The organism is Flavobacterium sp. 38 (genome assembly GCF_057799715.1).
In genome coordinates this window covers 294,610-315,554 of record NZ_JBYNWZ010000005.1, presented here as the reverse complement: position 1 = coordinate 315,554, position 20,945 = coordinate 294,610, and the positions used below count along the sequence as shown (strand labels likewise).

At 35.0% G+C, this 20,945-nt stretch carries 32 protein-coding genes; 24 read left to right on the top strand and 8 right to left on the bottom strand.

The window, feature by feature from the left end:
* The first annotated feature begins 1 nt into the window (after window position 1).
* From AC3E9W_RS15130 to AC3E9W_RS15085, 10 genes are all read left to right on the top strand, one after another.
* Window positions 2-142: a hypothetical protein gene (locus AC3E9W_RS15130; RefSeq protein WP_488768982.1), complete on the top strand. Its 141-nt coding sequence runs from the start codon at window positions 2-4 to the stop codon at window positions 140-142.
* Window positions 139-468 carry a hypothetical protein gene (locus AC3E9W_RS15125; protein ID WP_488768981.1) on the top strand — a complete coding sequence of 110 codons (330 nt, stop codon included), beginning with the start codon at window positions 139-141 and terminating at the stop codon, window positions 466-468. The genes AC3E9W_RS15130 and AC3E9W_RS15125 overlap by 4 nt, the downstream gene beginning before the upstream one ends.
* A 15-nt stretch (window positions 469-483) precedes the next feature.
* The gene (locus AC3E9W_RS15120) at window positions 484-1,179 is read left to right on the top strand and encodes a DUF3164 family protein (protein WP_488768980.1); all 696 of its coding nucleotides are present in this window, start codon (window positions 484-486) and stop codon (window positions 1,177-1,179) included.
* A gap of 126 nt (window positions 1,180-1,305) precedes the next feature.
* Window positions 1,306-1,656 (top strand): hypothetical protein, encoded by a 351-nt coding sequence (locus AC3E9W_RS15115; RefSeq protein WP_488768979.1) that lies wholly within the window; start codon window positions 1,306-1,308, stop codon window positions 1,654-1,656.
* Between the two features lies 1 nt (window position 1,657).
* Window positions 1,658-2,032 (top strand): hypothetical protein, encoded by a 375-nt coding sequence (locus AC3E9W_RS15110; RefSeq protein WP_488768978.1) that lies wholly within the window; start codon window positions 1,658-1,660, stop codon window positions 2,030-2,032.
* On the top strand, window positions 2,029-2,361 hold the full coding sequence (locus tag AC3E9W_RS15105; protein ID WP_488768977.1) for a hypothetical protein: 333 nt from the start codon (window positions 2,029-2,031) through the stop codon (window positions 2,359-2,361). Before AC3E9W_RS15110 ends, AC3E9W_RS15105 begins: the two co-directional genes overlap by 4 nt.
* A 136-nt stretch (window positions 2,362-2,497) precedes the next feature.
* Window positions 2,498-2,932, top strand: a complete 435-nt coding sequence (locus tag AC3E9W_RS15100) for a hypothetical protein (RefSeq protein WP_488768976.1) — start codon at window positions 2,498-2,500, stop codon at window positions 2,930-2,932.
* A gap of 209 nt (window positions 2,933-3,141) precedes the next feature.
* The gene (locus AC3E9W_RS15095) at window positions 3,142-3,915 is read left to right on the top strand and encodes a hypothetical protein (RefSeq protein ID WP_488768975.1); all 774 of its coding nucleotides are present in this window, start codon (window positions 3,142-3,144) and stop codon (window positions 3,913-3,915) included.
* Between the two features lie 118 nt (window positions 3,916-4,033).
* A complete protein-coding gene (locus tag AC3E9W_RS15090) occupies window positions 4,034-4,519 on the top strand; it encodes a hypothetical protein (RefSeq protein ID WP_488768974.1) in 486 nt (161 codons plus the stop codon).
* Between the two features lie 82 nt (window positions 4,520-4,601).
* Window positions 4,602-4,835: a hypothetical protein gene (locus AC3E9W_RS15085; protein WP_294958726.1), complete on the top strand. Its 234-nt coding sequence runs from the start codon at window positions 4,602-4,604 to the stop codon at window positions 4,833-4,835.
* Here the strand turns inward: AC3E9W_RS15085 and AC3E9W_RS15080 are convergent.
* Genes AC3E9W_RS15080 through AC3E9W_RS15045 form a run of 8 tightly spaced genes read right to left on the bottom strand, consistent with a single transcriptional unit; the run spans window position 4,832 to window position 10,645 of the window.
* Complete coding sequence (locus AC3E9W_RS15080) at window positions 4,832-5,578, bottom strand: phage head morphogenesis protein (protein WP_488768973.1); 747 nt, start codon at window positions 5,576-5,578, stop codon at window positions 4,832-4,834. The genes AC3E9W_RS15085 and AC3E9W_RS15080 overlap by 4 nt on opposite strands.
* Before the next feature lie 59 nt (window positions 5,579-5,637).
* A complete protein-coding gene (locus AC3E9W_RS15075; RefSeq protein WP_488768972.1) occupies window positions 5,638-6,906 on the bottom strand; it encodes a phage portal protein family protein in 1,269 nt (422 codons plus the stop codon).
* A 1-nt stretch (window position 6,907) separates the two neighbouring features.
* Window positions 6,908-7,408, bottom strand: coding sequence for a phage morphogenesis protein (locus AC3E9W_RS15070; protein ID WP_294958718.1), 501 nt, complete (start codon window positions 7,406-7,408; stop codon window positions 6,908-6,910).
* Entirely contained in the window at window positions 7,398-7,829 is a 432-nt protein-coding gene (locus AC3E9W_RS15065; protein WP_488768971.1) for a phage protein Gp36 family protein, read from the bottom strand. The genes AC3E9W_RS15070 and AC3E9W_RS15065 overlap by 11 nt, the downstream gene beginning before the upstream one ends.
* A 1-nt stretch (window position 7,830) precedes the next feature.
* A complete protein-coding gene (locus tag AC3E9W_RS15060) occupies window positions 7,831-8,307 on the bottom strand; it encodes a hypothetical protein (RefSeq protein WP_488768970.1) in 477 nt (158 codons plus the stop codon).
* Window positions 8,304-9,893: a hypothetical protein gene (locus AC3E9W_RS15055; RefSeq protein ID WP_488768969.1), complete on the bottom strand. Its 1,590-nt coding sequence runs from the start codon at window positions 9,891-9,893 to the stop codon at window positions 8,304-8,306. The genes AC3E9W_RS15060 and AC3E9W_RS15055 overlap by 4 nt, the downstream gene beginning before the upstream one ends.
* Window positions 9,886-10,374 (bottom strand): terminase gpP N-terminus-related DNA-binding protein, encoded by a 489-nt coding sequence (locus AC3E9W_RS15050; protein ID WP_488768968.1) that lies wholly within the window; start codon window positions 10,372-10,374, stop codon window positions 9,886-9,888. The genes AC3E9W_RS15055 and AC3E9W_RS15050 overlap by 8 nt, the downstream gene beginning before the upstream one ends.
* Window positions 10,358-10,645 carry an oxidase gene (locus AC3E9W_RS15045; RefSeq protein ID WP_294958703.1) on the bottom strand — a complete coding sequence of 96 codons (288 nt, stop codon included), beginning with the start codon at window positions 10,643-10,645 and terminating at the stop codon, window positions 10,358-10,360. Before AC3E9W_RS15045 ends, AC3E9W_RS15050 begins: the two co-directional genes overlap by 17 nt.
* Before the next feature lie 175 nt (window positions 10,646-10,820).
* Between AC3E9W_RS15045 and AC3E9W_RS15040 the strand changes: the two genes are divergently transcribed.
* From AC3E9W_RS15040 to AC3E9W_RS14975, 14 genes are all read left to right on the top strand, one after another.
* Window positions 10,821-11,816, top strand: coding sequence for an HK97 family phage prohead protease (locus AC3E9W_RS15040; RefSeq protein ID WP_488768967.1), 996 nt, complete (start codon window positions 10,821-10,823; stop codon window positions 11,814-11,816).
* Between the two features lie 29 nt (window positions 11,817-11,845).
* Window positions 11,846-12,685: a hypothetical protein gene (locus tag AC3E9W_RS15035; RefSeq protein WP_488768966.1), complete on the top strand. Its 840-nt coding sequence runs from the start codon at window positions 11,846-11,848 to the stop codon at window positions 12,683-12,685.
* A 3-nt stretch (window positions 12,686-12,688) separates the two neighbouring features.
* Window positions 12,689-13,006, top strand: coding sequence for a hypothetical protein (locus tag AC3E9W_RS15030; protein ID WP_488768965.1), 318 nt, complete (start codon window positions 12,689-12,691; stop codon window positions 13,004-13,006).
* Window position 13,007: 1 nt separating this feature from the next.
* The gene (locus AC3E9W_RS15025) at window positions 13,008-13,421 is read left to right on the top strand and encodes an N-acetylmuramoyl-L-alanine amidase (protein WP_488768964.1); all 414 of its coding nucleotides are present in this window, start codon (window positions 13,008-13,010) and stop codon (window positions 13,419-13,421) included.
* Window positions 13,414-13,914, top strand: a complete 501-nt coding sequence (locus AC3E9W_RS15020) for a hypothetical protein (RefSeq protein WP_488768963.1) — start codon at window positions 13,414-13,416, stop codon at window positions 13,912-13,914. Before AC3E9W_RS15025 ends, AC3E9W_RS15020 begins: the two co-directional genes overlap by 8 nt.
* A 3-nt stretch (window positions 13,915-13,917) precedes the next feature.
* On the top strand, window positions 13,918-15,093 hold the full coding sequence (locus AC3E9W_RS15015; protein ID WP_488768962.1) for a DUF2586 family protein: 1,176 nt from the start codon (window positions 13,918-13,920) through the stop codon (window positions 15,091-15,093).
* On the top strand, window positions 15,093-15,512 hold the full coding sequence (locus AC3E9W_RS15010) for a hypothetical protein (protein ID WP_488768961.1): 420 nt from the start codon (window positions 15,093-15,095) through the stop codon (window positions 15,510-15,512). The genes AC3E9W_RS15015 and AC3E9W_RS15010 overlap by 1 nt, the downstream gene beginning before the upstream one ends.
* 77 nt (window positions 15,513-15,589) lie before the next feature.
* The gene (locus AC3E9W_RS15005) at window positions 15,590-16,168 is read left to right on the top strand and encodes a hypothetical protein (protein WP_488768960.1); all 579 of its coding nucleotides are present in this window, start codon (window positions 15,590-15,592) and stop codon (window positions 16,166-16,168) included.
* A 222-nt stretch (window positions 16,169-16,390) separates the two neighbouring features.
* Window positions 16,391-18,223, top strand: a complete 1,833-nt coding sequence (locus AC3E9W_RS15000; RefSeq protein ID WP_488768958.1) for a tape measure protein — start codon at window positions 16,391-16,393, stop codon at window positions 18,221-18,223.
* On the top strand, window positions 18,223-18,822 hold the full coding sequence (locus AC3E9W_RS14995; RefSeq protein WP_488768956.1) for a DUF6046 domain-containing protein: 600 nt from the start codon (window positions 18,223-18,225) through the stop codon (window positions 18,820-18,822). Before AC3E9W_RS15000 ends, AC3E9W_RS14995 begins: the two co-directional genes overlap by 1 nt.
* The gene (locus AC3E9W_RS14990; RefSeq protein ID WP_488768954.1) at window positions 18,822-19,787 is read left to right on the top strand and encodes a late control protein; all 966 of its coding nucleotides are present in this window, start codon (window positions 18,822-18,824) and stop codon (window positions 19,785-19,787) included. The genes AC3E9W_RS14995 and AC3E9W_RS14990 overlap by 1 nt, the downstream gene beginning before the upstream one ends.
* Window positions 19,787-20,290: a hypothetical protein gene (locus tag AC3E9W_RS14985; protein WP_488768952.1), complete on the top strand. Its 504-nt coding sequence runs from the start codon at window positions 19,787-19,789 to the stop codon at window positions 20,288-20,290. The genes AC3E9W_RS14990 and AC3E9W_RS14985 overlap by 1 nt, the downstream gene beginning before the upstream one ends.
* A complete protein-coding gene (locus AC3E9W_RS14980; protein ID WP_488768950.1) occupies window positions 20,291-20,677 on the top strand; it encodes a hypothetical protein in 387 nt (128 codons plus the stop codon).
* A complete protein-coding gene (locus AC3E9W_RS14975; protein WP_488768949.1) occupies window positions 20,655-20,945 on the top strand; it encodes a hypothetical protein in 291 nt (96 codons plus the stop codon). The genes AC3E9W_RS14980 and AC3E9W_RS14975 overlap by 23 nt, the downstream gene beginning before the upstream one ends.

Here is a 20,945-nt window from a genome sequence, read left to right as displayed (position 1 = left end):
TATGACACCACAACAATTGAGAAACAAAAAAGCAGAATTAGAGCAATGGTTAATTGATAATCCAACTCACCCAAATCAGCCTGACATTCAAAAAGACTTAAGAAAAATAATTGACCAACTATTAGAACTGAAAACAAAATGATAAATACCTACATGACCGAACAAGAAGTTCACAACCGTTTAAACTTCCTAGATGTAATAAACTCTTTTCTTTTTGAAGATATCCCTGTCGAAATAAAAGGTGTAACACAATATCGTAAACGCGATATCCTGACAGACGGTGAAAAAATTTGCATAAGTCAAGAACGAGCATCGTTAAGAGATTTTATCTCACACAAAAACGGCGAAATCAACGAGAAACAAGTTAGAAAGTACAAAGTGTCTCAAAAAATTGAAGACAAAATAAATGCTTGTGTTATCATAATTAAGCAGACCAACTGGCACAAAACATACAAAAGAAATTATTAAAAAACACTAGTCAATATGAATACAAACACTACAGAATCTAACATAAATTTATCAAGTTTTTCCCCAGCACAATTAAGAGCTGCACTTGCGGAAAAAGAAGCAAAAACAGCTGAAGAAAGAACAGCATATAAAAAACTTGTTGAGCAAACTGTGCCGAAAGTGCTTTTTGAACTGGCAATAGCATCTGAAGCATTGTCAAAAGCAAAAACGGAAGCTTTTAAGTATTTTGAAAATGTACTTCAAATAAAAGCCGATATCTACGGAATAAAAGAAAAGCAAATGTCTCATACGTTTTCAAGCGAAGAAGGCGAAATAACTCTAGGTTTTCGAATAAACGACGGTTGGGACGACACAGTTAATACTGGAATAGCGAAAGTTGAAAATTTTATTTCTTCTCTAGCAAAAGACGAGGCAACAGGCTCTCTAGTAAAAATGGTTTTTAATTTACTTAAGAAAGACTCAAAAGGAAATTTAAAAGGCAGTAGAGTTTTAGAGCTTCAAAAACTAACAAAGGAATTTAATGACGAAGAGTTTGCTGACGGCGTGGATATTATTTCTAAGGCATATAAACCTCAAAAATCGGTTTATTTCTGCGAAGCTTCAACAATAAAAAGTGATGGCTCTAAAGTCTCGATTCCTCTTTCCTTGAGTTCCGTCGATTTTGTTTCCGGCTATAAATTCGATTTCCAAAATGAACCAGTCAAATCTTAGTACGATCGTTTTGTTAGTGATTGTAATAATACTAACAAACTGGACACGAATTGCCACTTTTAAGGAGTGGCTTTTCTTTCGAATTAAAATGCTTTATAAACAACATCAAAACAGCAAAAAATACTAATGAAAAAAGCATACGTCTACAGTGGCTCAGGCTCTGCCATAGACCACTACAATAGTCCAAAATCACAATTACAAATTATTGTCAATGGAGGCTCGACCACTAAACAGGAAAATTGGGGATTTTTTGATAAAGATAACCAGCAACACAGAACAATTCTTTCTCAATTACGAAGCTTAGATTGGATTACACAGACTGATAATAATCGTCAATTTCCTGATATAATACGCTTAAGTGAGTTTTTAAAGTCCGACAAATCACCAGTAAATAAGCCACTAAAGAAAATGAATCAACAGGAACTTTCAAAAATGATCTCCTGTTTTGATTCAATGATCAATAAAAAGAACACATAGGATGGAAAATAGCATTATAGATTTATCGGATTTACTTTTTCTTATTGTTGGTATTGTTGCTGGAGCTTTTGGAGGTTTTGTATTATCAATAACATACTTTGCAATTAAAGAAGAAGTTTCTTCCAACACGAAGAAAGAAACTAAATTCTCCTATTGCTATCAATGTGAAATTGTAATGCCTCTCAAAGAAAAGAATGGACGAACATATTGCGCCAATTGTGGTTTGTTAAACTTCCCAATTGAAGAAACTCCAACGTGTTCCCATAATACTGTAGTAACACGAGTATTGAAAGCTTGTGCAACTTGTGAAACTACTGCAACATTTTGTCACCATTGTGATAAACAATTATCTAAACCTAAAACAGACTGTACATGAAAATAGATTTAAAACTTGCACCTGAAATCTACCTAATAATTAGTGCGACATTGCAACCTATAAACAACACAAAACCTCAAACGAGAAAAGAAAAATCAACACTATCAATTGCAATAGATGTCCTTGATAAAATTGAATCAAAAGCAAGCTCATTTAAAAAACAGTCCACTTTGTTTGATGCAAAAAAAAAGGTGAAGGTCTCTTTTAAACATCATGAAGCTGACATGTTAGAATTGCTATTACTTGATCAAATAAAGTATTGTCACGACGATTTTATGAGACTTCAAATTCAAAACACAATTAATCTTCTAAATCAAAAATTAGCATAATGCATAAGAACGTCAAGAAAAGAAGACCAGTTTCAAAAACCGAAACGATTTTTGAAACTGACGCACGACTAAGAAAAGAAGCTAGAATCATTGCTCAAAATTTTATCCATGTTAAACCAACTAAATACTTATTAAAATGAGCCTTGTTAGAACATATACTGTTAAAATGCAATCAGGCGATATATGGCAGTTTAAATACAATTTAAACGGTATTTTAATCTTCTTTCATGTACTCGAAGGAGATCTAACTGAAAAACAACAAAAGTTTCTTTATTTGGAGGGAAAGTTTCCTTGGAAAGAACTTCAAATAAAAGAGTGGTCAAAACTGTACAAACATACAACCGTTGAAATTGGTGAGCCAGATTTATCAGTAACAGCATTTTTAAAAATTTATCCTCACAATCCTTTATCTAAAAAGAAGCTTGTAACAGAAAGGATAAATAAGTTGACGCACGCTCAAAAAGTTAGACTTTTTTTAAAAACTCCTGAATTTATAAAAGAGAAGCTAAAAGCTGGCGAAAAATTTCCTTATGCAGAAGTTTATATCCATCAACGTTGGTGGGATCAATAAAATTGATTACGGATAACCATAAAGAAACTATTAATAATTAATACATTTTTGAAAAATGAAAGACCCATATCAAGAAATACGAGACAAACGAGATAAAGCGTTGAAGAAAAATAGAAGAGACTTTATTATAAGTGCTTCAATTGTAGTTTTTGTAATAATTTTAGTATTTGTTTATGCTATTTATTATGTTTGCTAACAAAAAATAACTAATGACTATAGCAGATTTATTAAAAGAATTACACGATACGGCGAAGGAGCGAATAAAAAATCCTATTATAGGAGCTTTTATTTGCTCCTTCGTTGTTTGTAATTGGGAAGCATTTTTTATTATGTTTTTTTCGGACATGTCAATTGAGGAAAGAATTGAGTTCATGAATACGAAATGGAAAATACTTCCACCAATTTTTATTTCCTTCGGTTATACATTACTTATGCCCTTAATAATGATCCTTATGGATTTTGCTTTAATGCCAATGAAACGTAAAAGAATTTCGAATATATATAAAAATAGAAGCTTTACAACAGAGGAAAAGATCAAACTAGCTTCTAAAGAACTTGCCTTAAAGAATGCAGAAAATGGCAATAAGAGTTTAGAAGAACTGGAATCCAAAATCAAAGAAATCACTAAAAGTCATGAAGAAATTCGAGAAACAGATAGACTTACTATTGAAAATCTACGGAATTCATTAGCCGAATCAAATACAATGGTTCTTAATCTTCAAAATGAAATTGATAGTCAATCAAATATAAAAGATAATCTATCTTTATCAGAGGTTTTAGGAAATGGTACTATAACAAGAAAATCACCTGCAGGAGTATTAAGAGAACTCAAAGTAGGTTCTAATGGATTGCTTTTAGATGGAAATGATAGACAGCACAATTTTCTAATAGGTCATGGTTTTGCGCATCAAAGAGGTAAAGATGTTATATTAACAACAAATGGGCTAAAATTGTGGAAAGAAGTCACTTCGGAAAAAGCTTAAACTTATAAATAATACAGAATTTAAAAAAACAACAATGAAAAAAATATCGATCGTTTTATTTTTTATCTCTTTCCTGACCCAAGCTCAAGAAGTATCACCTTATTACCCATCTATAAACGTGATTAATGATCCTTACGATTTTACAAGTCAAATCACCTATTTTGACATGAACTACATTTCAAATAACATAAGTGAATTTCTAACATATCGAATGAATATGACAGTCGTGAAAAGTGACGATAGTAAATTGTCGCATAATGGAGGAACTTACACAATTATCTACACTGATAAAGTATCACAATCAGGAAGTCAAAGCCTAACTTTTACATACAATATTGGAATGATCGATAATGTCTATACGATAAAAGACTTAAAAATTACGGGATCAAGTAAAAGGCTAATTTCATTCTTTGTTAATTTTTGGCAAACAAGCAAGAACTTCACAGCCCCTTCAGGTAATTCAGATGTGTCACTTTTAACTGGTCAGGACGTTGCTAAATTCTATTTTAACAAAGGCAAGCCGTACATATCAGTAACAAATAATACGTTCAAATCACTCGAAGAATTTAAAATATACTTTCAGAAACTTAAAGAAAAGTCATAAAAAAAAACCACTGTAAAAAGTGGTTTTTTTTTGTTCAAAAAGTTGGGTTTGAAAATTAACAATAACTATATATCTTTGTCTTATGACACGCAAAGAACGACTTACCAAAAGAAACAACCAAGTAAGAAAACTTTTCTACGATCTTCAAGCAAAAAATCCTAAGTGGCGTATCGATGCAATAATTGAAGAGGTTGGCAATAAAACATTTTTAGCAAACAGAACTGTCGAGGCTATAGTTAATTATGAAGGAATTTACAATGATAATTGTAAACCTTTGGAATCAACGGCGCAAATGACATTATTTCAATTTACTTAAGAATTATCTTCAAGTAATTTTTTCGCCATTGTTTCAGCTACAGAAACCTCACTATCATTTAAAGTATCTTTATACGCTATTTCTCCAAATATCTTTCCAGTTAAAGCAGCGTTATTTTTGAAAACATTTTTTATATCAAAATCCGGTACTGAATCGCTTGGATCTTCGTCCGTTTGTTCAACATCACATCTACAGCCCCAATCAATAGGAGTCATGTGCGTTTTCCAAAAAGGATGATTTATTGGCAGAATGATACCGTCTAAAGCACGGTGTTTCTCACGTGTTCTCGAATCGTGTATAGCAACGTATTTCAAGTTTGGATACAGATCCGCATCAGCTTCAAAACTTTTCCATTTCTCAACATTATTTGCTGTTGCAACTGTATGATGATATTCGGTTTTTAAATAACGTACATTATATTCGTCACTTACTTCCAATGCTTTTTTTCTGTACTTATTCCAAGGCACAACTTCGCCGTTTTCAGTCATTAATGATTCTAACTGTTTTCTGAAGCTAGTTTCTTTAAATGCAGAAAATAAGGCTATATCATTTTTTAAAGCTAGTGCAAGATCTGCATCATAAAATACTGAATCAGGATTATAACTGACATTTAAAGCTTCGCTTAAATGATCAAAGTAATACTGAAGCAATTTATTTGTAGCTCCTTTACTTCCTAAAACGCCGTCAAATACTTCACGAATGTAACTTTCAATGAGCCTGCTAAAAATATTATCGCTTTTCAATTCTATTGCGCTGTGTTCATGGTCACAACAATGAGAACGATAATGCATCTTTAGCAGGCTTAAGCCTTTCCCGTGGCAGTCTTTTCTTTTAATGGTCTGTCTTCAGACGGCATTCTTTCAATTTCTACTCCATAGGTTTTTTCAATATATTGCTTTTTAAGAACGTAACCATTACCCATTAATTCAGTGTCGATTTTTATCTGCTCTTTTGGATCTACAGTTTGTTCAACACCAATCTTTGCATTATCGGGAATTTTGTAACCAATCAGTCGCATTGCGGTAACAAGTCTTTTATTCAAGAATGAAAGCATTTTCTTCTTATCTGATTTTGTAACTTCTTCCAAAGTGTTTTCGTGAACTTCGCCCTGAGATCTGCTAGAGCCATTTTCAGTAGTCATAGTTTGATGCAAAATCAACTTTGATAATTCCTTGTCTAATGCCTGAATTTTCATGTAGAATACGTTAAAAGCATCAGTTTTGGAGTTCTCTTTTATTTCAATCTCTGTTCCAATTGGGAAAACTCCATAAGCGGCACTTCCCATTTCTTCAAGCCAGCTCGCAACTTCATTTTTTACAGCATCACTCTGAGAAGCGACTTTTGCAATTCTGATCGGCACGCCGAACATTTCTTCAAACTCATCCCAGCTTCCCCAGCTATGGCGTTTTAGTATGGCATAAGGAGTGGCTTTTTCAAGTATGCCAATATTGTTGTAGAATTTAGCATAGAGCAAAACATCATTAACTTCTGAAACATCAATTCCGCTGTTACCGTTGATGTCGGATAAGAGAATTTTTTGTCCAGGAATATGCAGTCCTCGATCAATCAATTCTACCTCTTTAATATTGCCTTTTTCAAAGTCTTTAATAAAGATGAAAGTTTCCCCTCTGTAGATTGATTTATGTGCTTCATCAATAATTGTTTCAAACCACTCTTTATCTTCAATTAATTCTGAAAGTTTATCATCTTTAATTCCATTGACTGTAAATATGTATTTTTTGTTTGTGGTTCTTAACGTACGTTGTTCTGTTACGCATGTCAAATGACCATCTAAAAGCACATCATCATAGACTTCCTGCATTTGGTAGTTTTTAGGAATTTCAGATTGATAAAAGGCATATCTTCCCGCCTGCCAATCTGTAATCTCTTTTCTCCATAAACGACGCTGGCGTCTTATAATATCTACCATTAAGTTGGTAATCTTATTAATATTTTGAGAGTCATTGCCTGATAAACTAACCGTTTTACCAAGTACATTACCTGAAAAATTTACTCTATTACTTCTAACAACTTTCTTTGCTGTTTTTACATTGTTAAATTTATGCTTCATATTATCTAAGGAGTTTATCCAATTCTTTTTTAATTTTTTGGCTTATTTGGTTGTCTAAGTATTTGGACTTGCCCATAAATTGACGTTTTGGCATTCCGTCAAGACCTTCGTTGTGACGTCCGGCATATTTCTTTGGAGTTCTAAAATTTACCTGACTGCTGGCTCTAATAATGTTGTATTTAAAGGAGTTTATAAGTTTGTCGCCTCCGGTATTATGACCAACTAAGATAGCTCGATTAACATCTCGAAGTCCAAATTTGGTTAAGCTTCCGGCACTTCTTCCATTTCTGTTTGTTGAGTACCTTGTTAAATCCCTACCGTTTTTATCGGTGGTTTTTCTTTTCTGCCATTTCTCAAGTCCGGTATCGTTAAAACCCTGATCCCTGAAATTCTTCTTTATAAACTTTAGACCTTCAACTCCTATAATTCGAAGTGCTTTATCAGGCATTTCTTTAGCGGCTTGATTAAGCAGATTTTGCAGATCTTCTAAACTACCAGCCATTTTGATAGTTTTTTCGACTTCCCAATTTCAAAAATGTAGCCGGACTGTCAGGATTCCCGTCGCCATCAGTATCTATTTTCTTTGGCGGTAAATCAGGCTTTAATTTACCTGTAGAAACTTTTTCAAGCCATAACATTGCTTCATCATAACGCAATTTTGTAACCTCGTTAATTGCCTTGTTTCTTCGGGTGTATATGTCAAAAATTACAAGTCCTTTTAAGTGTCGTAATAATGTTTTATTCCGATCATCGTCTGTTGCGTTAAATATTGCTTCGACATCGTAATACTGGAATAGGTAACCGCTGGCGAGGTCGATATCTTCTTTAATTATTTCATCAACAATTTCATCATCACTATTGATTATTTTATTAATGATCTCATCAACTCCAACCGTTTTTAATTCTGATTTTTCTAAAAACATATCATTCAGTTATTTTGAGTTTTTTATAAGTATATTTAGGATTTACATATCTGTAAATCATTGTTTCAAAAGAAAGCCTGTAGCTCATTATTTCTTCCCCTTCTTCCACTGGTTCTTCATTCACAAGATTCAATGGTCTAAATTGATCGCCTTGAAAACCTTGAAGCCTTTCAACGATTTTGTCAATAATGTCAATTTCAATTAAGCCGTGTTCAGGATCTGAAGTATTGTTGTATTGTTCCATCCATCCATCTTTGCAATAAAATGTAACATCAAGAGTGCAATTTCCTTCCTGCTTCTGCTCAACCATCATCGCCCAAGTAATTGACCTTATTTCTATTAGAACAGCTGTGAAATAACTGGGATAGTTTTCTTTTCCATTATTGAACTGTTTTCGCTGTAAATCGATAAGTTCTAATTCGGGTAAGGTGGAAAGTTTTTCTTTTACCTTAATGAATAATTCTTTGCGTGGTGTCATACTCTGCGTTTCTTTTTGTGTTTGCCAATAACAGGTCTCTTACTTCCTTCGTTTCTGCTGTAGCCAAAATAGATTTGAGATAGTGCACAGCAACGATCCAGCGTATCGGGAAAGTCATCAACCAATACGCCCTTTTCAAATGACTTTAATTGGCTCATTGCCGAATCATAATCCTTTTTAGAACGTGTTTTTAAGCTTTCATCCCAAGTCAAAATTTTTCTATGAAAAATACTGGTAAGACCTGCCGCTATCCTATTATGTTTATCTCCCTGCTGATGCATTGGAAGCGGAATATAACCGCACTCATTATCTTCGGCAGATTGTGCTATAATCGGAGAATAAACTGCCTGCTGTGCAACAGACGCATCATAAAAAGAAATCGGAGCCATACCATATTTTAAAAGATATTTTTGAATCCAGCTAAAGTGTACTTCCATAGCACTTGGAATTTCACATCTTTGACAAAACACTTCTAAAACAGTTAAAGAAATTCCCTTAATACCTATCAATGCTCCCGCCTTATAATCTCCGGTGGCTGTGTAGCTTAAATCCCAGTGAACGACAAATCCGTCAAAAACTTCAAGATGATGCACAAGGCGATGTACTATATCATCAGCCTTAAAAAGCTTTCCTTCTTCGATAGGATTATTGTAGTCCTCACGCTGGCTTGTGTAGTAATCATCAGATAAAATTATATTTATAATTTCTTCTTTCGTATCTCTTTCAGGCCAGCTTGGTTCCCACTTAATAGTATTGTAATTGTTTTTATCGATGGGAACTGTAGTAAGATTTGTGATGCTGTCATGAAAATTCGGATTATCTTTCCATTGATTTGAAAGAAAATCTAATATCCCATCCTGAACAATGTAGTTGTTGTTAACTATCAATCTACCTCGTTTACGATGAAAAGCTTTTGCTAGATCTCCGGTTATTTTCTCACCGTACTTTCTTATCATGTCAGGATTTTTTGCCCTTTCTCTGTCTTCACAGTCGTCAAGAGAAGCGAAATCAATACGGTTAGATCCAAAACGCAAACCTCGAAAGGGCTGGTTAAGTCCAAGAGCTTTGAAGTTTTTACCGTCTGTTGTTTGAAAATCGCCATCAGTCCAATCACCATAACTAAACTGAGTGCCAAAATCCTTGATGTATCTTTCATTGTGTTTAAGATGTGCCTGTAAGTCACTAAGTAAGATTTTTGCAAGACCTTCATTCATTCCAATTAGAACAGCAAAAAAGAGCTTATCGTTTTCCTTCAGGTGTGTTATATTTCCAACATTGCATTGTATTGATTTCCCAGCACCTCTAAACTTTTTTCTTAATTGTCTTATAAATGGATTGTTATACGCTTTAACGTAGTCGTTAATATGAAAGCGTGGTGTCGGTGCATCTCCTAATGGCAAACCGCTGTTTATTCCAAAATAATAATCAAAGAACTCGCCGTAGTTTTCAGGTTTTAAAAGGTGTCTAATACGTTTTTCCTGTTCGCTTGAAGTCTCTTTTACAAGACTGGCATAAGTTAGATCTTTTATCATTTTACTATTGATTTCGTAACGTTCAATAGCTTCTTTCAATTCCGTTTTAGTCATTTTGAAGTAACGTATTTACATATTTATCAAAGTGCGGTCTAATTGTTTTGATAAGCTCAATTAGCTCATCACGTTTTTTACCAGTATTTTTTCCAGCTTCTACAACCATGTGCTGACAGAAACCGTCAATACTTTCCATTGTATAAACTGCTTTTTTTCGATCATCATCCATACGATCAAATGCGGCTGAAATTTTAGCAAGATCATCAGCTTTGTGCATTGGTCTTTTTCCATCACGTATGTCGATCACATACTGTAAAATCAATTTCTTTATTTCGCTTGGACGAATACTGTGAAGCTCTTTTTCATTTTCCCAAAAATGTAGTTCACGCCAGCTAGAGAGTGTTTTTACACCAACTCCAATTATTTCAGAAATGTTCGTCAGGGAAAAGCCTTTAACATAAAGGTCTTTTCCCTGACTTTTTTTGTAATCACTTTCAGAGGCAGTCATTCTGCCTTTTGTTTTATTGGTAGTAGCCATCAATGTTTAGATTTCCGTTTTCTTCAAACTTTATGTTATTAATTTTCATTCCGTCGTACTGAAGATTCTTTTTGGCTTCGATTAAGAAGGGTAAAAAATCATCTTCATTTAGCATGTTGTTGATTCCGACACCCAGCTCGGGAAACTCTTTGTAATCTCCCTTATTCGCCAGTAAAATATGCTCTTGATGCTGGTTGTCTGAATAGCCTATCACGATATCCCCATTTTGGATATCCAAGTCACCTGTTTTGTTTAAAAATATATCAGTCATAGGGCAAAATTCGACATATAATAAGGCTCTAAAAATTTACTTCCCAAGCCTTGTAAAGTTTTGATACAAAGCTTGTTTGATTTTAGTACAACCATTGATTGACTATTTTTTTTTGCTTCAAAAACGCTTCAATTTTGCCTCATCAAACAATCAGAAATACATAAAATAATTGCCAATGACACACGATTTTGTAGTTAATACAGAAAATGTTAATGAATATAAATTCAGGGTTCTGACTAGTGGTATTGATTATACACAGTATCTGCGTAACCCTGTGGTTCTATACATACACACAAGGGAAAATAAGGACGAAGAAAGAGGAAGTGAGGTTGTCGGAAGATGTATCGCATTAAAGGTTAAAGGCACAGACTTAATTGCTACGATCGAGTTCGACGAAGAAGATCCTTTTGCTAAAAAGATCGCTGGAAAAGTTGAGAGAGGTTTTTTAAAAATGACTTCAATATATGCTGATGTTATTGAAACCTCTATGGATCCTGAATTGATTTTAGAAGGTCAGCTTTATGCGACTGTCACAAAATCTAAACTGGTAGAAATTTCAATCGTTCCAATCGGTGGAAATGATGATGCGCTTAAACTCTCAAAGTTTGGGTTTGATCCAGTGAAACTAAACAAAGTAAATACTAATAAAACTGAAAATATGTCAAATTTTAAAACAATTGCCATTGCATTAGCATTGAGCGCTGATGCCGACGAAAGTGCCATCATCCAAAAATTTCAAACTCTAAAATTAGATAAAGAAAAAGCCGAAGCAAAGGTTACGGAGCTTGAAAACAAATTCACTCAGCTAGCCAAAGAAGAAGGTACTGAGTTAATCAACAAAGTTGTTGAGCTTGGATTACTTCCTGAAGGTCTGAAAGCTGTTCAATTATCAGCTTATGAAGCTGATCCAGCAGGTCAAAAAGTGATTCTGACAAAGTTAATTACAGACAAAGAAGCTGAGAATAAGCAGTCAGGCAATCACACCGTAATCAAAAATGTTGTTTTAAACAGTAAAAAACCTGAAGGTCAGGAAGCTGATACAAAAGAAACTTTTGATTACCTGCAAAGATTTGATAGTGTAAAACTTGGAAAAATTAAACAGGATGATCCTGCCAAATACGCCCAATTAGCTGACGACTACGAAAAAGGTGTTAGATACGCTGGAAAATAATAAATAATTAATACTTAAAAAAAACGCACATGAGTTTAGTAAAATCAGTTTGGGTTGCTGGAATTAAAGAAAACCCAATTCCCGATAATAGCTTTGTTTTTGCATCAGTGGACTTGTCTGAGTATGTTAATAACAATACATTAAATCTTGCTGAAGCTGGAATTGAACCGGATGTTCACGAAGACTATTTTGCCTCAAATGAAGATGATCTTCCTTTAGCGGATGTTGCTGACATTCCTAATGAAGTAGTTCTAAAAACCTACTCAACGGAAAGAACCCGACACAGAGATTTGCAGGATTGTGAATTGTCATACAACAGAAGAATGTCTGTAATCAACAGACATAAAACAGCCTTAGCAAAAAATATTGGTGTAAGAGCTGCATACAATTGGACTCCTACTACTAATAATGCATATAACAAGATCATGAATCTTGACGAAGCTGATTCAATTATCGATGCAATTATTGAGCTAGAAGCGTTCTATAGTGATCTTGACATCACTGAAGGTTTAAATATCTGTTTGAACGCAAAGCACATGGCACGTATTAAAAAGGAGAACATCAAGATGTATAAAGAGATTCTTAAAGATAAAGAAATCTTCAGTTTTAAATTATACAGATACAGCAAAAATCCTCTTTATACTTCTGCCGGTGTAAAAAAACCTTTTGGAGCTGTTGCTGAAGCTGGTGATAAAAGAGCATCATTTACATGGGTGACAGAGGAAGTATTCAGATGCTTCGGAGACGTTAACATGTACGCTGATTTAGGTCGTGCTGGTATTCAGGCTGACGAAATTTCATTTGCTCAAAGAGCACTTGCAGGAAAGATTCGTGGTAACAATCCTAAATACCAAGGAGTAATTCTGTAAGACATGGAAAAGGAAAATAGTTTAAAAACCTCCGTTGCTTCGGAGGTTTTAAAAGAAAAAGCGGCAACTTTTTTTAAAGAAAATCCAAAGTCACAAAAAGCATTTGGAACAACTGATGAGTATCTTTTTACCAACAAAAAAAATGCTGTTAATCATGCTCAGACATTAGATGATAAGGAAGTTTTTCCTTTCAAGAACCCTAATTTAATTAAAGTTGTAGATCCTGAAGAATTGGACGAAGATTCCGATGATTCAGATGATTCAGATGACGATGACGCACCAGCTTCCGGTATAGCATCAACACAAAAAATCACACAATAAAATGGCAAGAAACATAAAGTATTTAGTCGTGCATTGTACGGCAACCTCTCAAACAACGAGCATTAGCGCAATTCAAAGCTATTGGCAAAAGCAATTAGGCTGGAAAATGCCCGGCTATCACTTTATAGTTAAGCCCGATGGCGAATTAGTTCAGCTGTTGCCAGTTGAGCAGGTTTCAAACGGTGTTCAAGGTTTTAATAGTCAAATTATAAATATCTCCTATATCGGAGGCGTAGATCAAAATAATAAACCTGTTGACAACCGCACGCCTGCTCAAAAAGCAACACTGCTTAAAAAGCTAAAAGAGTTAAAAGCAAAATATCCACTCGCAAAAATTCAAGGTCACAGGGATTTCCCAAATGTTCATAAAGCATGTCCGAGTTTTGATGCCATTAAAGAATATAAAGATGTTTAAGACAACACTGTTAATTACGTTAGTTTGTTTTTGCTTTTTGACTTCCTGTCGTTCCAAACGGCAGGAAACTCAAAAAGTTGAGACCACGATCGAAACAAACAAAGAAAAAATTGTGACTTATACAGACACAATTTTATTTACCCCAAAATCAGAAACGAGTTTAAAAATTGCTTCTTCTGAATTAGTGTTTAAACCCCGTTTAAACAAGGTTGAAAAGCCTAAAATATTTACTCAGAAAAACGGCAATGCAACTGCCAAAGTTGAAGTACTGCCTGATCATATTTCTGTTACTGCCACATGCGATAGTTTAGCAATTGTAGCCAAAATAAAAAGCCAGTTTGAAAAAGAGTACCGGAATAAATTATTAAGCGATAATACCCAAAGCACCAAACAAAAAGGATTTTCTTTTTTTAGTGTGCTGTTCATATTTATTATCGGTCTCATTATTGGTTTTGCGGTTTGTTATGTGTTAAAATGGCTTAAAATATTATAAAATATGAGCTTACCAAATATAAAATTTAATATCTCGAGCAGTGGTTTAGGGCTGTTGCAATCGGACATTCAGAAAATACCAGGAATAGTTTTGACTGGTTCAACTGTTACCGGATCAAACAAGGTTACAGTAGGCACTTCTTATCAGATTTTCTCACTTGAAGAAGCTGTAAATCTTGGTATCGAAGAAACCGGAACAAATGCCTTTGCTTACAAACACATCAAGAGCTTTTATGATGAAGCAAAAAAAGGTGCTGAACTTTGGTTTATGCTCGTTGCTTCAACGGTAACCTTGGAAGATCAAGCCGATTTAACTGAAAGCTTTGCAAAAAAATTATTGTCTGATTCAGGCGGTAAAATCAGAATCCTTGGTCTGTTAAAAAAATCAGGAACAACCGAAACCATTACAAACGGTCTTGATAACGATGTTCATTTAGCTGTTCCAAAAGCTCAGGCATTAGCACAAGATTTCAGTGATCGTTATTTCCCTGTACGTGTCATATTATCAGGAAATAAGTTCGATGGAACTGTTGCAAACCTTAAAGATTATTCGACAACGGATTACAATAAGGTTTCAATCTTAATGGCTAATAATGACGGCTCGAAAGAGGCTTCTATCGGTTTAGCTTTGGGAAGATTAGCAAGCATTCCAACACAAAGAAAAATAAGCCGTGTTAAAGATGGTGCTGTAGAACCTTTTGCAGCATATTTTACAAACGGCGAATCGATTTCAACTCTTGACACCGCTTGGGATGCTATCGATACTAAAAATTACACGTTCCTTAGAAGCTTTGCAAATAAGTCCGGCTTTTACTTTACAGGCGATAAAACATTAACCAAATCAACTGACGATTTTAACAGTCTTGCACGTGGTTTGGTAATGGATGAAGCTGTTTTGATTGCCTATACAACTCTTGTTGAAGAATTATCGGATGAAATTCCAGTAACAGAATCCGGAACAATCCATCCTGCAATTATTAAAGGCTGGCAGAACTCAATCGAAAGCCAAATTAAAGGGCTTATGGTTGAAGAAGGCAAGCTTTCAGGAGTTAAAGCATTTATCGACCAAAATCAGGACGTGTTAACATCTAATAACGTTGATGTACAGCTTCAGCTTCTTCCAGTTGGATACAGCGATTTCATAACGGTAAACATTGGATTTACCACAACACTTGAATAATGGCAGGAAAATACAGCAGTCAAAACTATTCTTGGAACGATATTTCACTAGCCTTCGGCGGTAGAATCGTTGAAGGTGTAGACGAGATCGAATACACTGCAAAACAAGAAAAAACGGTTCTGCGTGGTCGTGGGAATGTCGGTCATAAAATTGTCAGAGGAAACAAAGATTACGAAGGTAAGATAGTCCTTTGGCAAAGCGAAGTTGAAGCAATGATCGCCGATGCTCCAAACAATGATATTCTAGCTTTAAGCTTTGATATTATTTGGAGTTTCACACCCAATGACGGCGGAGCAACTGTAACCGATGTACTGGTAAGCTGTGAGGTAAAAGAATATAAGAAAGGCATGAAACAAGGCGATCAGAATATGCTTGTTGAATTACCGATCATTTTCTTAGACATTAAGCACCAGCAGTAATTTTAATTAAACATTCAAACATTCAAAAACCATTCTTTTTCGAAAGAATGGTTTTTTTTAAAAAACAAACAGAAATTATGAGTACAAAAAAAATCATTATAGTTGGAGCTGGAGATATTACACCAGCAATTATCAACGGTTGGAAAGAACAATTTGGCGGTGTTTACGAATTGCCCGTAGACGATAAGACCGCTTATCTGCGTGAGCCAAAAATGCAAGATTTCAAAAGAGCTTTCACGGCTATGACCAACGGCGGAAATTTAGCCTTTGGGGAAGAAATGATCAATGTTTTATTTATCGGCGGTGATGAAGAAATTAAAACAAACGATGAGTACTTTCTTCCGGCACGTAAAGAGATGAAAGATTTCTTCAATTTTGATGAAGCTGAAATCGAATCAGAAGGCAACAATTCAATTATCACAATCGGCGATTACAAATGTAAGGTGCGAATCATTACAAGAAATGATATCAAACTTGCTGAGAAGAAAAACCCAAGCGATAAGCCTTTTGTTACTCAGGAGAAGCTTTTTGAAGCTGTCTGCATTGAGAAAGATGAAGCTTTCAATGATAGAAACAACGCATCGATTAGATTCCCACTATATCAGGCAATTGAGAAGTTGCAGAACAAAAAATTTGCCTCGCTAAAAAAGCTTTAGACGGGGCTGTTATTGATCCTCTAGACGCCTCGTCTTATAAACTTGCTAATACAAGTCCTGAAGGAAAAATTCACATTAATATAAGGCTTTTTGATGCCTATTTAAAATACTATATGCACATACGAAAACCCGAAAAACTTAGCGATTCCGCTTGGTGTGAGGAAATTCAAAACCTGCATTTTATAAGAACAAAAGAAAAAGAATCCTCACAAAGTTAAATTTATGACTGCTTACGAATTCATGGTTAAGTTAAAAGATTACGCCAGCAACGGATTAAGGCAGATTGCATCATCAGTTGGTCAGAGCGTAAATAATGTAAACAATTTAAATAACGGTCTTAATAATACTGTAAAGGTTTCCGACACTTTAAAAAACTCTTGGAACAAACTAAAGAGCCTTGTTACAAGCATTTTTGCAATAACGGCAATTTGGTCATTTACAAACAAAGTCGTCGAGGCGCGGAGTGAGTATGAGAAATTTAATGCCGTCCTAACAAATACGTTTCAATCTGATAAGGTTGGAGCTGCTGCTTTAAATATGCTTAATGATTTCGCCGCTAAAACGCCTTTTGCGCTTAATGAGCTAACAGGATCGTTCGTCAAACTCGTCAACCGTGGCGTACTCCCCACGCAGGACGAAATGACAAAGTTGGGCGATTTAGCATCATCGCAGGGAAAAGGCTTTGACCAGTTAACCGAAGCAATGCTCGATGCACAAACGGGCGAATTTGAAAGATTAAAAGAATTTGGTATTAAAGCCTCTAAAAGCGGTGACATAGTTAAACTATCTTTTAAAGGAGTTACAAAGGAAGTTAAAAATAATTCGGATGCCATCACAGAGGCACTTTTACAGTACGGACAAATGGACGGCGTAGCCGGATCAATGGAAGCCGTGTCGAAAACATTAGGCGGTAAGATCTCAAATCTTGGTGACCAGTGGAATACGTTCTTAGTTCAGGTCGGCGGAGAATCAGGAGAAATATTTACCGGAGTGCTGACAGCTCTGAGTATTGGATTGGCTTTTTTAAGTGACAATTTAAGCTACATATCAGAATGGTTTACGATTCTTTTTGAAATGATACAGCCAGTCATTTTCGCACTCAGCGAATTTCTTAGAGTGGCATTCGGAATTAATAAGGCAAGTGATGCGCTTGGAATTTTCGCAAATGCTATGGTTGGTGTTCTGCTTGTAGTGGACTGGCTAACGACTGGACTGAGAACCGTAATTGATGTTCTTTCGCCTTTTGGCAGAGAGATCTTAATATTAACTGGTGCATGGTGGTTATGGAACAATGCGATAGGAGTTTTTAACGCTTTAATGCTTGTAAATCCGGTTACATGGATTGTGCTTGGAATCATGGCTTTAATTCTTGTTATCGGAATGGTCACCAAATATACCAGCGGTTGGGGCGAAAGCTGGAAACATACGGTTAACGGCGCAAAATATCTTTGGCAGACTTATACCGATTATGTTAAGCTCAACTTTACAGCACTTGTAAATACATTGATGATCGGCATTGATAAAATTAAACTCGGCTGGTACAAATTCAAAGATGCTGTGGGAATGGGCGATTCAGGCGAGAATCAAAAAATGATCGCTCAAATAAGCAACGATGTTGAAGCAAGAAAAAAAGCCATTTCTGATGGTTATAAAAAAATGCTTGACAGCGCATCAAAAGCCAAAAACGAATTTAGTCAAGTCGGAATCAAAGTTGATACCGAAGGTATTAAAAAAGACTTTCAATCTTTAAAAGACCGCTTTAGTAATGCTGGTGCAAAAAAGAACAGCGGTACGGGAGCTTATGATGATTATTTGGCAAAGAATAAAGGTTTAGCTGGTGGAGCTGGCAAAGGTTCTGACACAAAGGACAAGAAAGATACGATTGTATCAGGTGGTTCTAAAATGACTCACATAACAGTTAACATTGGCAAGCTTCAGGACGATACTAAAATATTTGTTGAAAATACAGAGAAAGGAATTGAAAGTTTAGGCGAAAAGATTCAGGAAATGATTTTAAGAGCCGTAAACAGTGTAAACCAAATGCAGACAGACTAATGGCAGAGTTCAATATTAAAGAGATTTTAATAAGAGCGGCATTTGACTATGTCGGACCACATTTTCCCCAATGGTGGAAAAAGAATAAAACAAGATACGGCTTGCCTGATTTGGGTGCAATAAACTCAAAACAGCTCTTGGGAGCAAAGTATTTCATGCAGTTGAAATTGTCCTACAAAGGACAAATTTACATGCTCCCAAATGAGCCTTTAGTTTCTATCGGACTGGCTAAAACAATTGTGAAGACTGTAACTGTTGGTAAATACAAAAAAGGAACTGTAAAAGAATACATCAATACAGATGATTACATAATCTCAATAAAAGGTGTTTGCGTCGACAAATATGATCCTGAAGTTTATCCTTCAGATCAGGTTAAAGCTCTTGATGAAATGGTAAATATCAGCGATGCGCTTCAGGTTGAAGAAAACGCTTTTTTTGAGCTTTTCGGGATCAGAAGCATTGTAATTGAAGATATCCAGTTTGATGAAATGATAGGCGAATCAGGAATGCAGAGGTACACAATTAAAGCAATCAGCGATACGGATTTCTTTGCTGATTTAAACGAAAAGGATCAATCAAAAATTAACTTATTAGCATAATGTTTATACTCGAGGGAAAGGTTGAAATAGGCGATTTTACTTTTAATGCCGTAAATGATATTGAAATAACAAAATCAGTTGAGGAAATGGGAGATACCGCCGTCATTAAGCTTCCTACCCGATTTAAAGTAAAACAGAACGGCGAACAGAAGTACACCGAAAATGCAATTAAGGTTGGAGATCCTGTAACTATCACTTTAGGCTATGAAGGTAAATACTCTGGTGTAGAATTTACCGGATTTGTAAAAAAGATCAGTCCTAAAGTTCCTTTAGAAATTCATTGCGAAGATGCCATTTGGCTGTTAAGGCGAAAAAGCATTACGAAAACTTGGGCTAAGACTACAATGAAAGAAATACTTCAGGAAGTTGTAAAAGATACTCCTGTAAAATTAGCCAAACAGATTCCGGATATTGAATTAGATAAATGGATAATTAGAAATGCAAACGGCGCACAAGTTTTAGAATCTTTAAAGAAAGATTTATTGATGTCTGTTTTTATTACTGACGATGGAAAGCTCTACTGCGGACTACAACAGTTAACAAATATAGGTCAGACCGTTGTATATGATTTGAATTATAATCTTGTCGAGAACAGCCTTGAGTTTAAGAGCAAGGAAGACAGGAAAATTAAAATTAAATACACCTACATCGATGCCAAAAACAAAAGGCAGAGTATTGAGGTTGGAGATCCTGACGGCGAACAGAGAGAATACCATACGTCGGTAATATCAGACATGAAACAGCTTGAAGAAATGGCAAGGGCTGAAATTAAAAAGCTGAAATATGACGGTTTTGACGGTGATGTGACAAGCTTTTTAATTCCTTATGCCACAAGAGGAATGAAAGCCAAATTTATTGACAGCGAGCATCCAAACCGTGAAGGCAACTACTTTATTAAAAAAGTGGTCACCACATTCGGAACAGGAGGCGCAAGAAGAAAAGTAACAATCGGAAATCGTTTATAATGGAAAAAGAATTACAGGATGCTTTTAGAAAGCTCGCAAAAAGAGATGTAGATACTTTTCCGGCAAAAGTGGTTTCGGTTGATAAAATGCAAGGCACTTGCGTTGTTTCTGATGATGAAATTGAATATACAGATGTACAATTATGTTCAATTGTTGATGGCAAGGAAAACAAGTTTTTCTTGTTTCCGGCTGTTGGAAGTTCTGTCTTGGTCAGCCCGATAAACGAAGATCTTAAAAGATTGTATATCGAGGCTTATTCAGACATTGAAAGTTTAGATCTGAATATTAAAACCGTTGAGTTCAAAATATCCGAATCAGGCTTTCTTCTAAAGAAAGAAAATGAAACCTTAAAAGGTTTGATTTCTGACCTGCTGACAGCAGTCGAAAATATGAGTTTTTTAGTAACCACAACTGGTGGAGCTGGAAACACAACAACACTAGTAAACGCACTAGAATTTTCAAGTGTTAAAAATAGGTTTAATCAGTTTTTAAATGATGTTTAAATGAATGAATTATTAATAGCATTAGGAGCAATAGTAACATCCGGTGGAACTGGATTTTTTACTTTTTTGTTTATGAAAAGTAAGTACAAACAGGATGTAGAAAAGCTCAAAGTAGAAGTTTTACAAGCCAAAGAAACTGCTGAAACCACTGCAATTGATAACGATATAAAACTTTCCGGTCATTATAAAGAAATCTTAGATGATTTAAAACAGAGATATGAATCTCGTTACAAAGAGTTTGAAGATATGATGAATCGAAAGGTTTCAATGCTGGAAGAAGAATTGAAGCTAAAAGATAGAAAAATTCGTCTTCAGCAGATTGAAATCAACGAACTAAAACGAGAAAACAGAACCTTAAGAAAAGATGCAATCAACCGTACTTCATAATCAAAACCTATTTGATATTGCTATTCAGGAAAATGGTAATGTACAGACCATTTTTGAGCTGTCTTTATTAAATGGTTTTTCAATAACAGATCCAATTAGTCCGGCATCCAAAATCGAAGTTGTAAAAAGCGATTTAATTGTACAGGAGATTGTCGATTATTTAGATAATAAAGAATTAATCGTAGCAACTGGAAATGCTGACAATTTAGAAAACAAACCTGTTGGAATTGGAGCAATGATAGTTGGATACGATTTTATAATAGGATAA

Coding starts and splice junctions, on each gene's coding strand:
- AC3E9W_RS15130 (WP_488768982.1), top strand. CDS start 2: ATGACACCACAACAATTGAGAAACAAAAAAGCAGAATTAGAGCAATGG.
- AC3E9W_RS15125 (WP_488768981.1), top strand. CDS start 139: ATGATAAATACCTACATGACCGAACAAGAAGTTCACAACCGTTTAAAC.
- AC3E9W_RS15120 (WP_488768980.1), top strand. CDS start 484: ATGAATACAAACACTACAGAATCTAACATAAATTTATCAAGTTTTTCC.
- AC3E9W_RS15115 (WP_488768979.1), top strand. CDS start 1,306: ATGAAAAAAGCATACGTCTACAGTGGCTCAGGCTCTGCCATAGACCAC.
- AC3E9W_RS15110 (WP_488768978.1), top strand. CDS start 1,658: ATGGAAAATAGCATTATAGATTTATCGGATTTACTTTTTCTTATTGTT.
- AC3E9W_RS15105 (WP_488768977.1), top strand. CDS start 2,029: ATGAAAATAGATTTAAAACTTGCACCTGAAATCTACCTAATAATTAGT.
- AC3E9W_RS15100 (WP_488768976.1), top strand. CDS start 2,498: ATGAGCCTTGTTAGAACATATACTGTTAAAATGCAATCAGGCGATATA.
- AC3E9W_RS15095 (WP_488768975.1), top strand. CDS start 3,142: ATGACTATAGCAGATTTATTAAAAGAATTACACGATACGGCGAAGGAG.
- AC3E9W_RS15085 (WP_294958726.1), top strand. CDS start 4,602: ATGACACGCAAAGAACGACTTACCAAAAGAAACAACCAAGTAAGAAAA.
- AC3E9W_RS15075 (WP_488768972.1), bottom strand. CDS start 6,906: ATGAAGCATAAATTTAACAATGTAAAAACAGCAAAGAAAGTTGTTAGA.
- AC3E9W_RS15070 (WP_294958718.1), bottom strand. CDS start 7,408: ATGGCTGGTAGTTTAGAAGATCTGCAAAATCTGCTTAATCAAGCCGCT.
- AC3E9W_RS15065 (WP_488768971.1), bottom strand. CDS start 7,829: ATGTTTTTAGAAAAATCAGAATTAAAAACGGTTGGAGTTGATGAGATC.
- AC3E9W_RS15060 (WP_488768970.1), bottom strand. CDS start 8,307: ATGACACCACGCAAAGAATTATTCATTAAGGTAAAAGAAAAACTTTCC.
- AC3E9W_RS15055 (WP_488768969.1), bottom strand. CDS start 9,893: ATGACTAAAACGGAATTGAAAGAAGCTATTGAACGTTACGAAATCAAT.
- AC3E9W_RS15050 (WP_488768968.1), bottom strand. CDS start 10,374: ATGGCTACTACCAATAAAACAAAAGGCAGAATGACTGCCTCTGAAAGT.
- AC3E9W_RS15045 (WP_294958703.1), bottom strand. CDS start 10,645: ATGACTGATATATTTTTAAACAAAACAGGTGACTTGGATATCCAAAAT.
- AC3E9W_RS15040 (WP_488768967.1), top strand. CDS start 10,821: ATGACACACGATTTTGTAGTTAATACAGAAAATGTTAATGAATATAAA.
- AC3E9W_RS15035 (WP_488768966.1), top strand. CDS start 11,846: ATGAGTTTAGTAAAATCAGTTTGGGTTGCTGGAATTAAAGAAAACCCA.
- AC3E9W_RS15030 (WP_488768965.1), top strand. CDS start 12,689: ATGGAAAAGGAAAATAGTTTAAAAACCTCCGTTGCTTCGGAGGTTTTA.
- AC3E9W_RS15025 (WP_488768964.1), top strand. CDS start 13,008: ATGGCAAGAAACATAAAGTATTTAGTCGTGCATTGTACGGCAACCTCT.
- AC3E9W_RS15020 (WP_488768963.1), top strand. CDS start 13,414: ATGTTTAAGACAACACTGTTAATTACGTTAGTTTGTTTTTGCTTTTTG.
- AC3E9W_RS15015 (WP_488768962.1), top strand. CDS start 13,918: ATGAGCTTACCAAATATAAAATTTAATATCTCGAGCAGTGGTTTAGGG.
- AC3E9W_RS15010 (WP_488768961.1), top strand. CDS start 15,093: ATGGCAGGAAAATACAGCAGTCAAAACTATTCTTGGAACGATATTTCA.
- AC3E9W_RS15005 (WP_488768960.1), top strand. CDS start 15,590: ATGAGTACAAAAAAAATCATTATAGTTGGAGCTGGAGATATTACACCA.
- AC3E9W_RS15000 (WP_488768958.1), top strand. CDS start 16,391: ATGACTGCTTACGAATTCATGGTTAAGTTAAAAGATTACGCCAGCAAC.
- AC3E9W_RS14995 (WP_488768956.1), top strand. CDS start 18,223: ATGGCAGAGTTCAATATTAAAGAGATTTTAATAAGAGCGGCATTTGAC.
- AC3E9W_RS14990 (WP_488768954.1), top strand. CDS start 18,822: ATGTTTATACTCGAGGGAAAGGTTGAAATAGGCGATTTTACTTTTAAT.
- AC3E9W_RS14985 (WP_488768952.1), top strand. CDS start 19,787: ATGGAAAAAGAATTACAGGATGCTTTTAGAAAGCTCGCAAAAAGAGAT.
- AC3E9W_RS14980 (WP_488768950.1), top strand. CDS start 20,291: ATGAATGAATTATTAATAGCATTAGGAGCAATAGTAACATCCGGTGGA.
- AC3E9W_RS14975 (WP_488768949.1), top strand. CDS start 20,655: ATGCAATCAACCGTACTTCATAATCAAAACCTATTTGATATTGCTATT.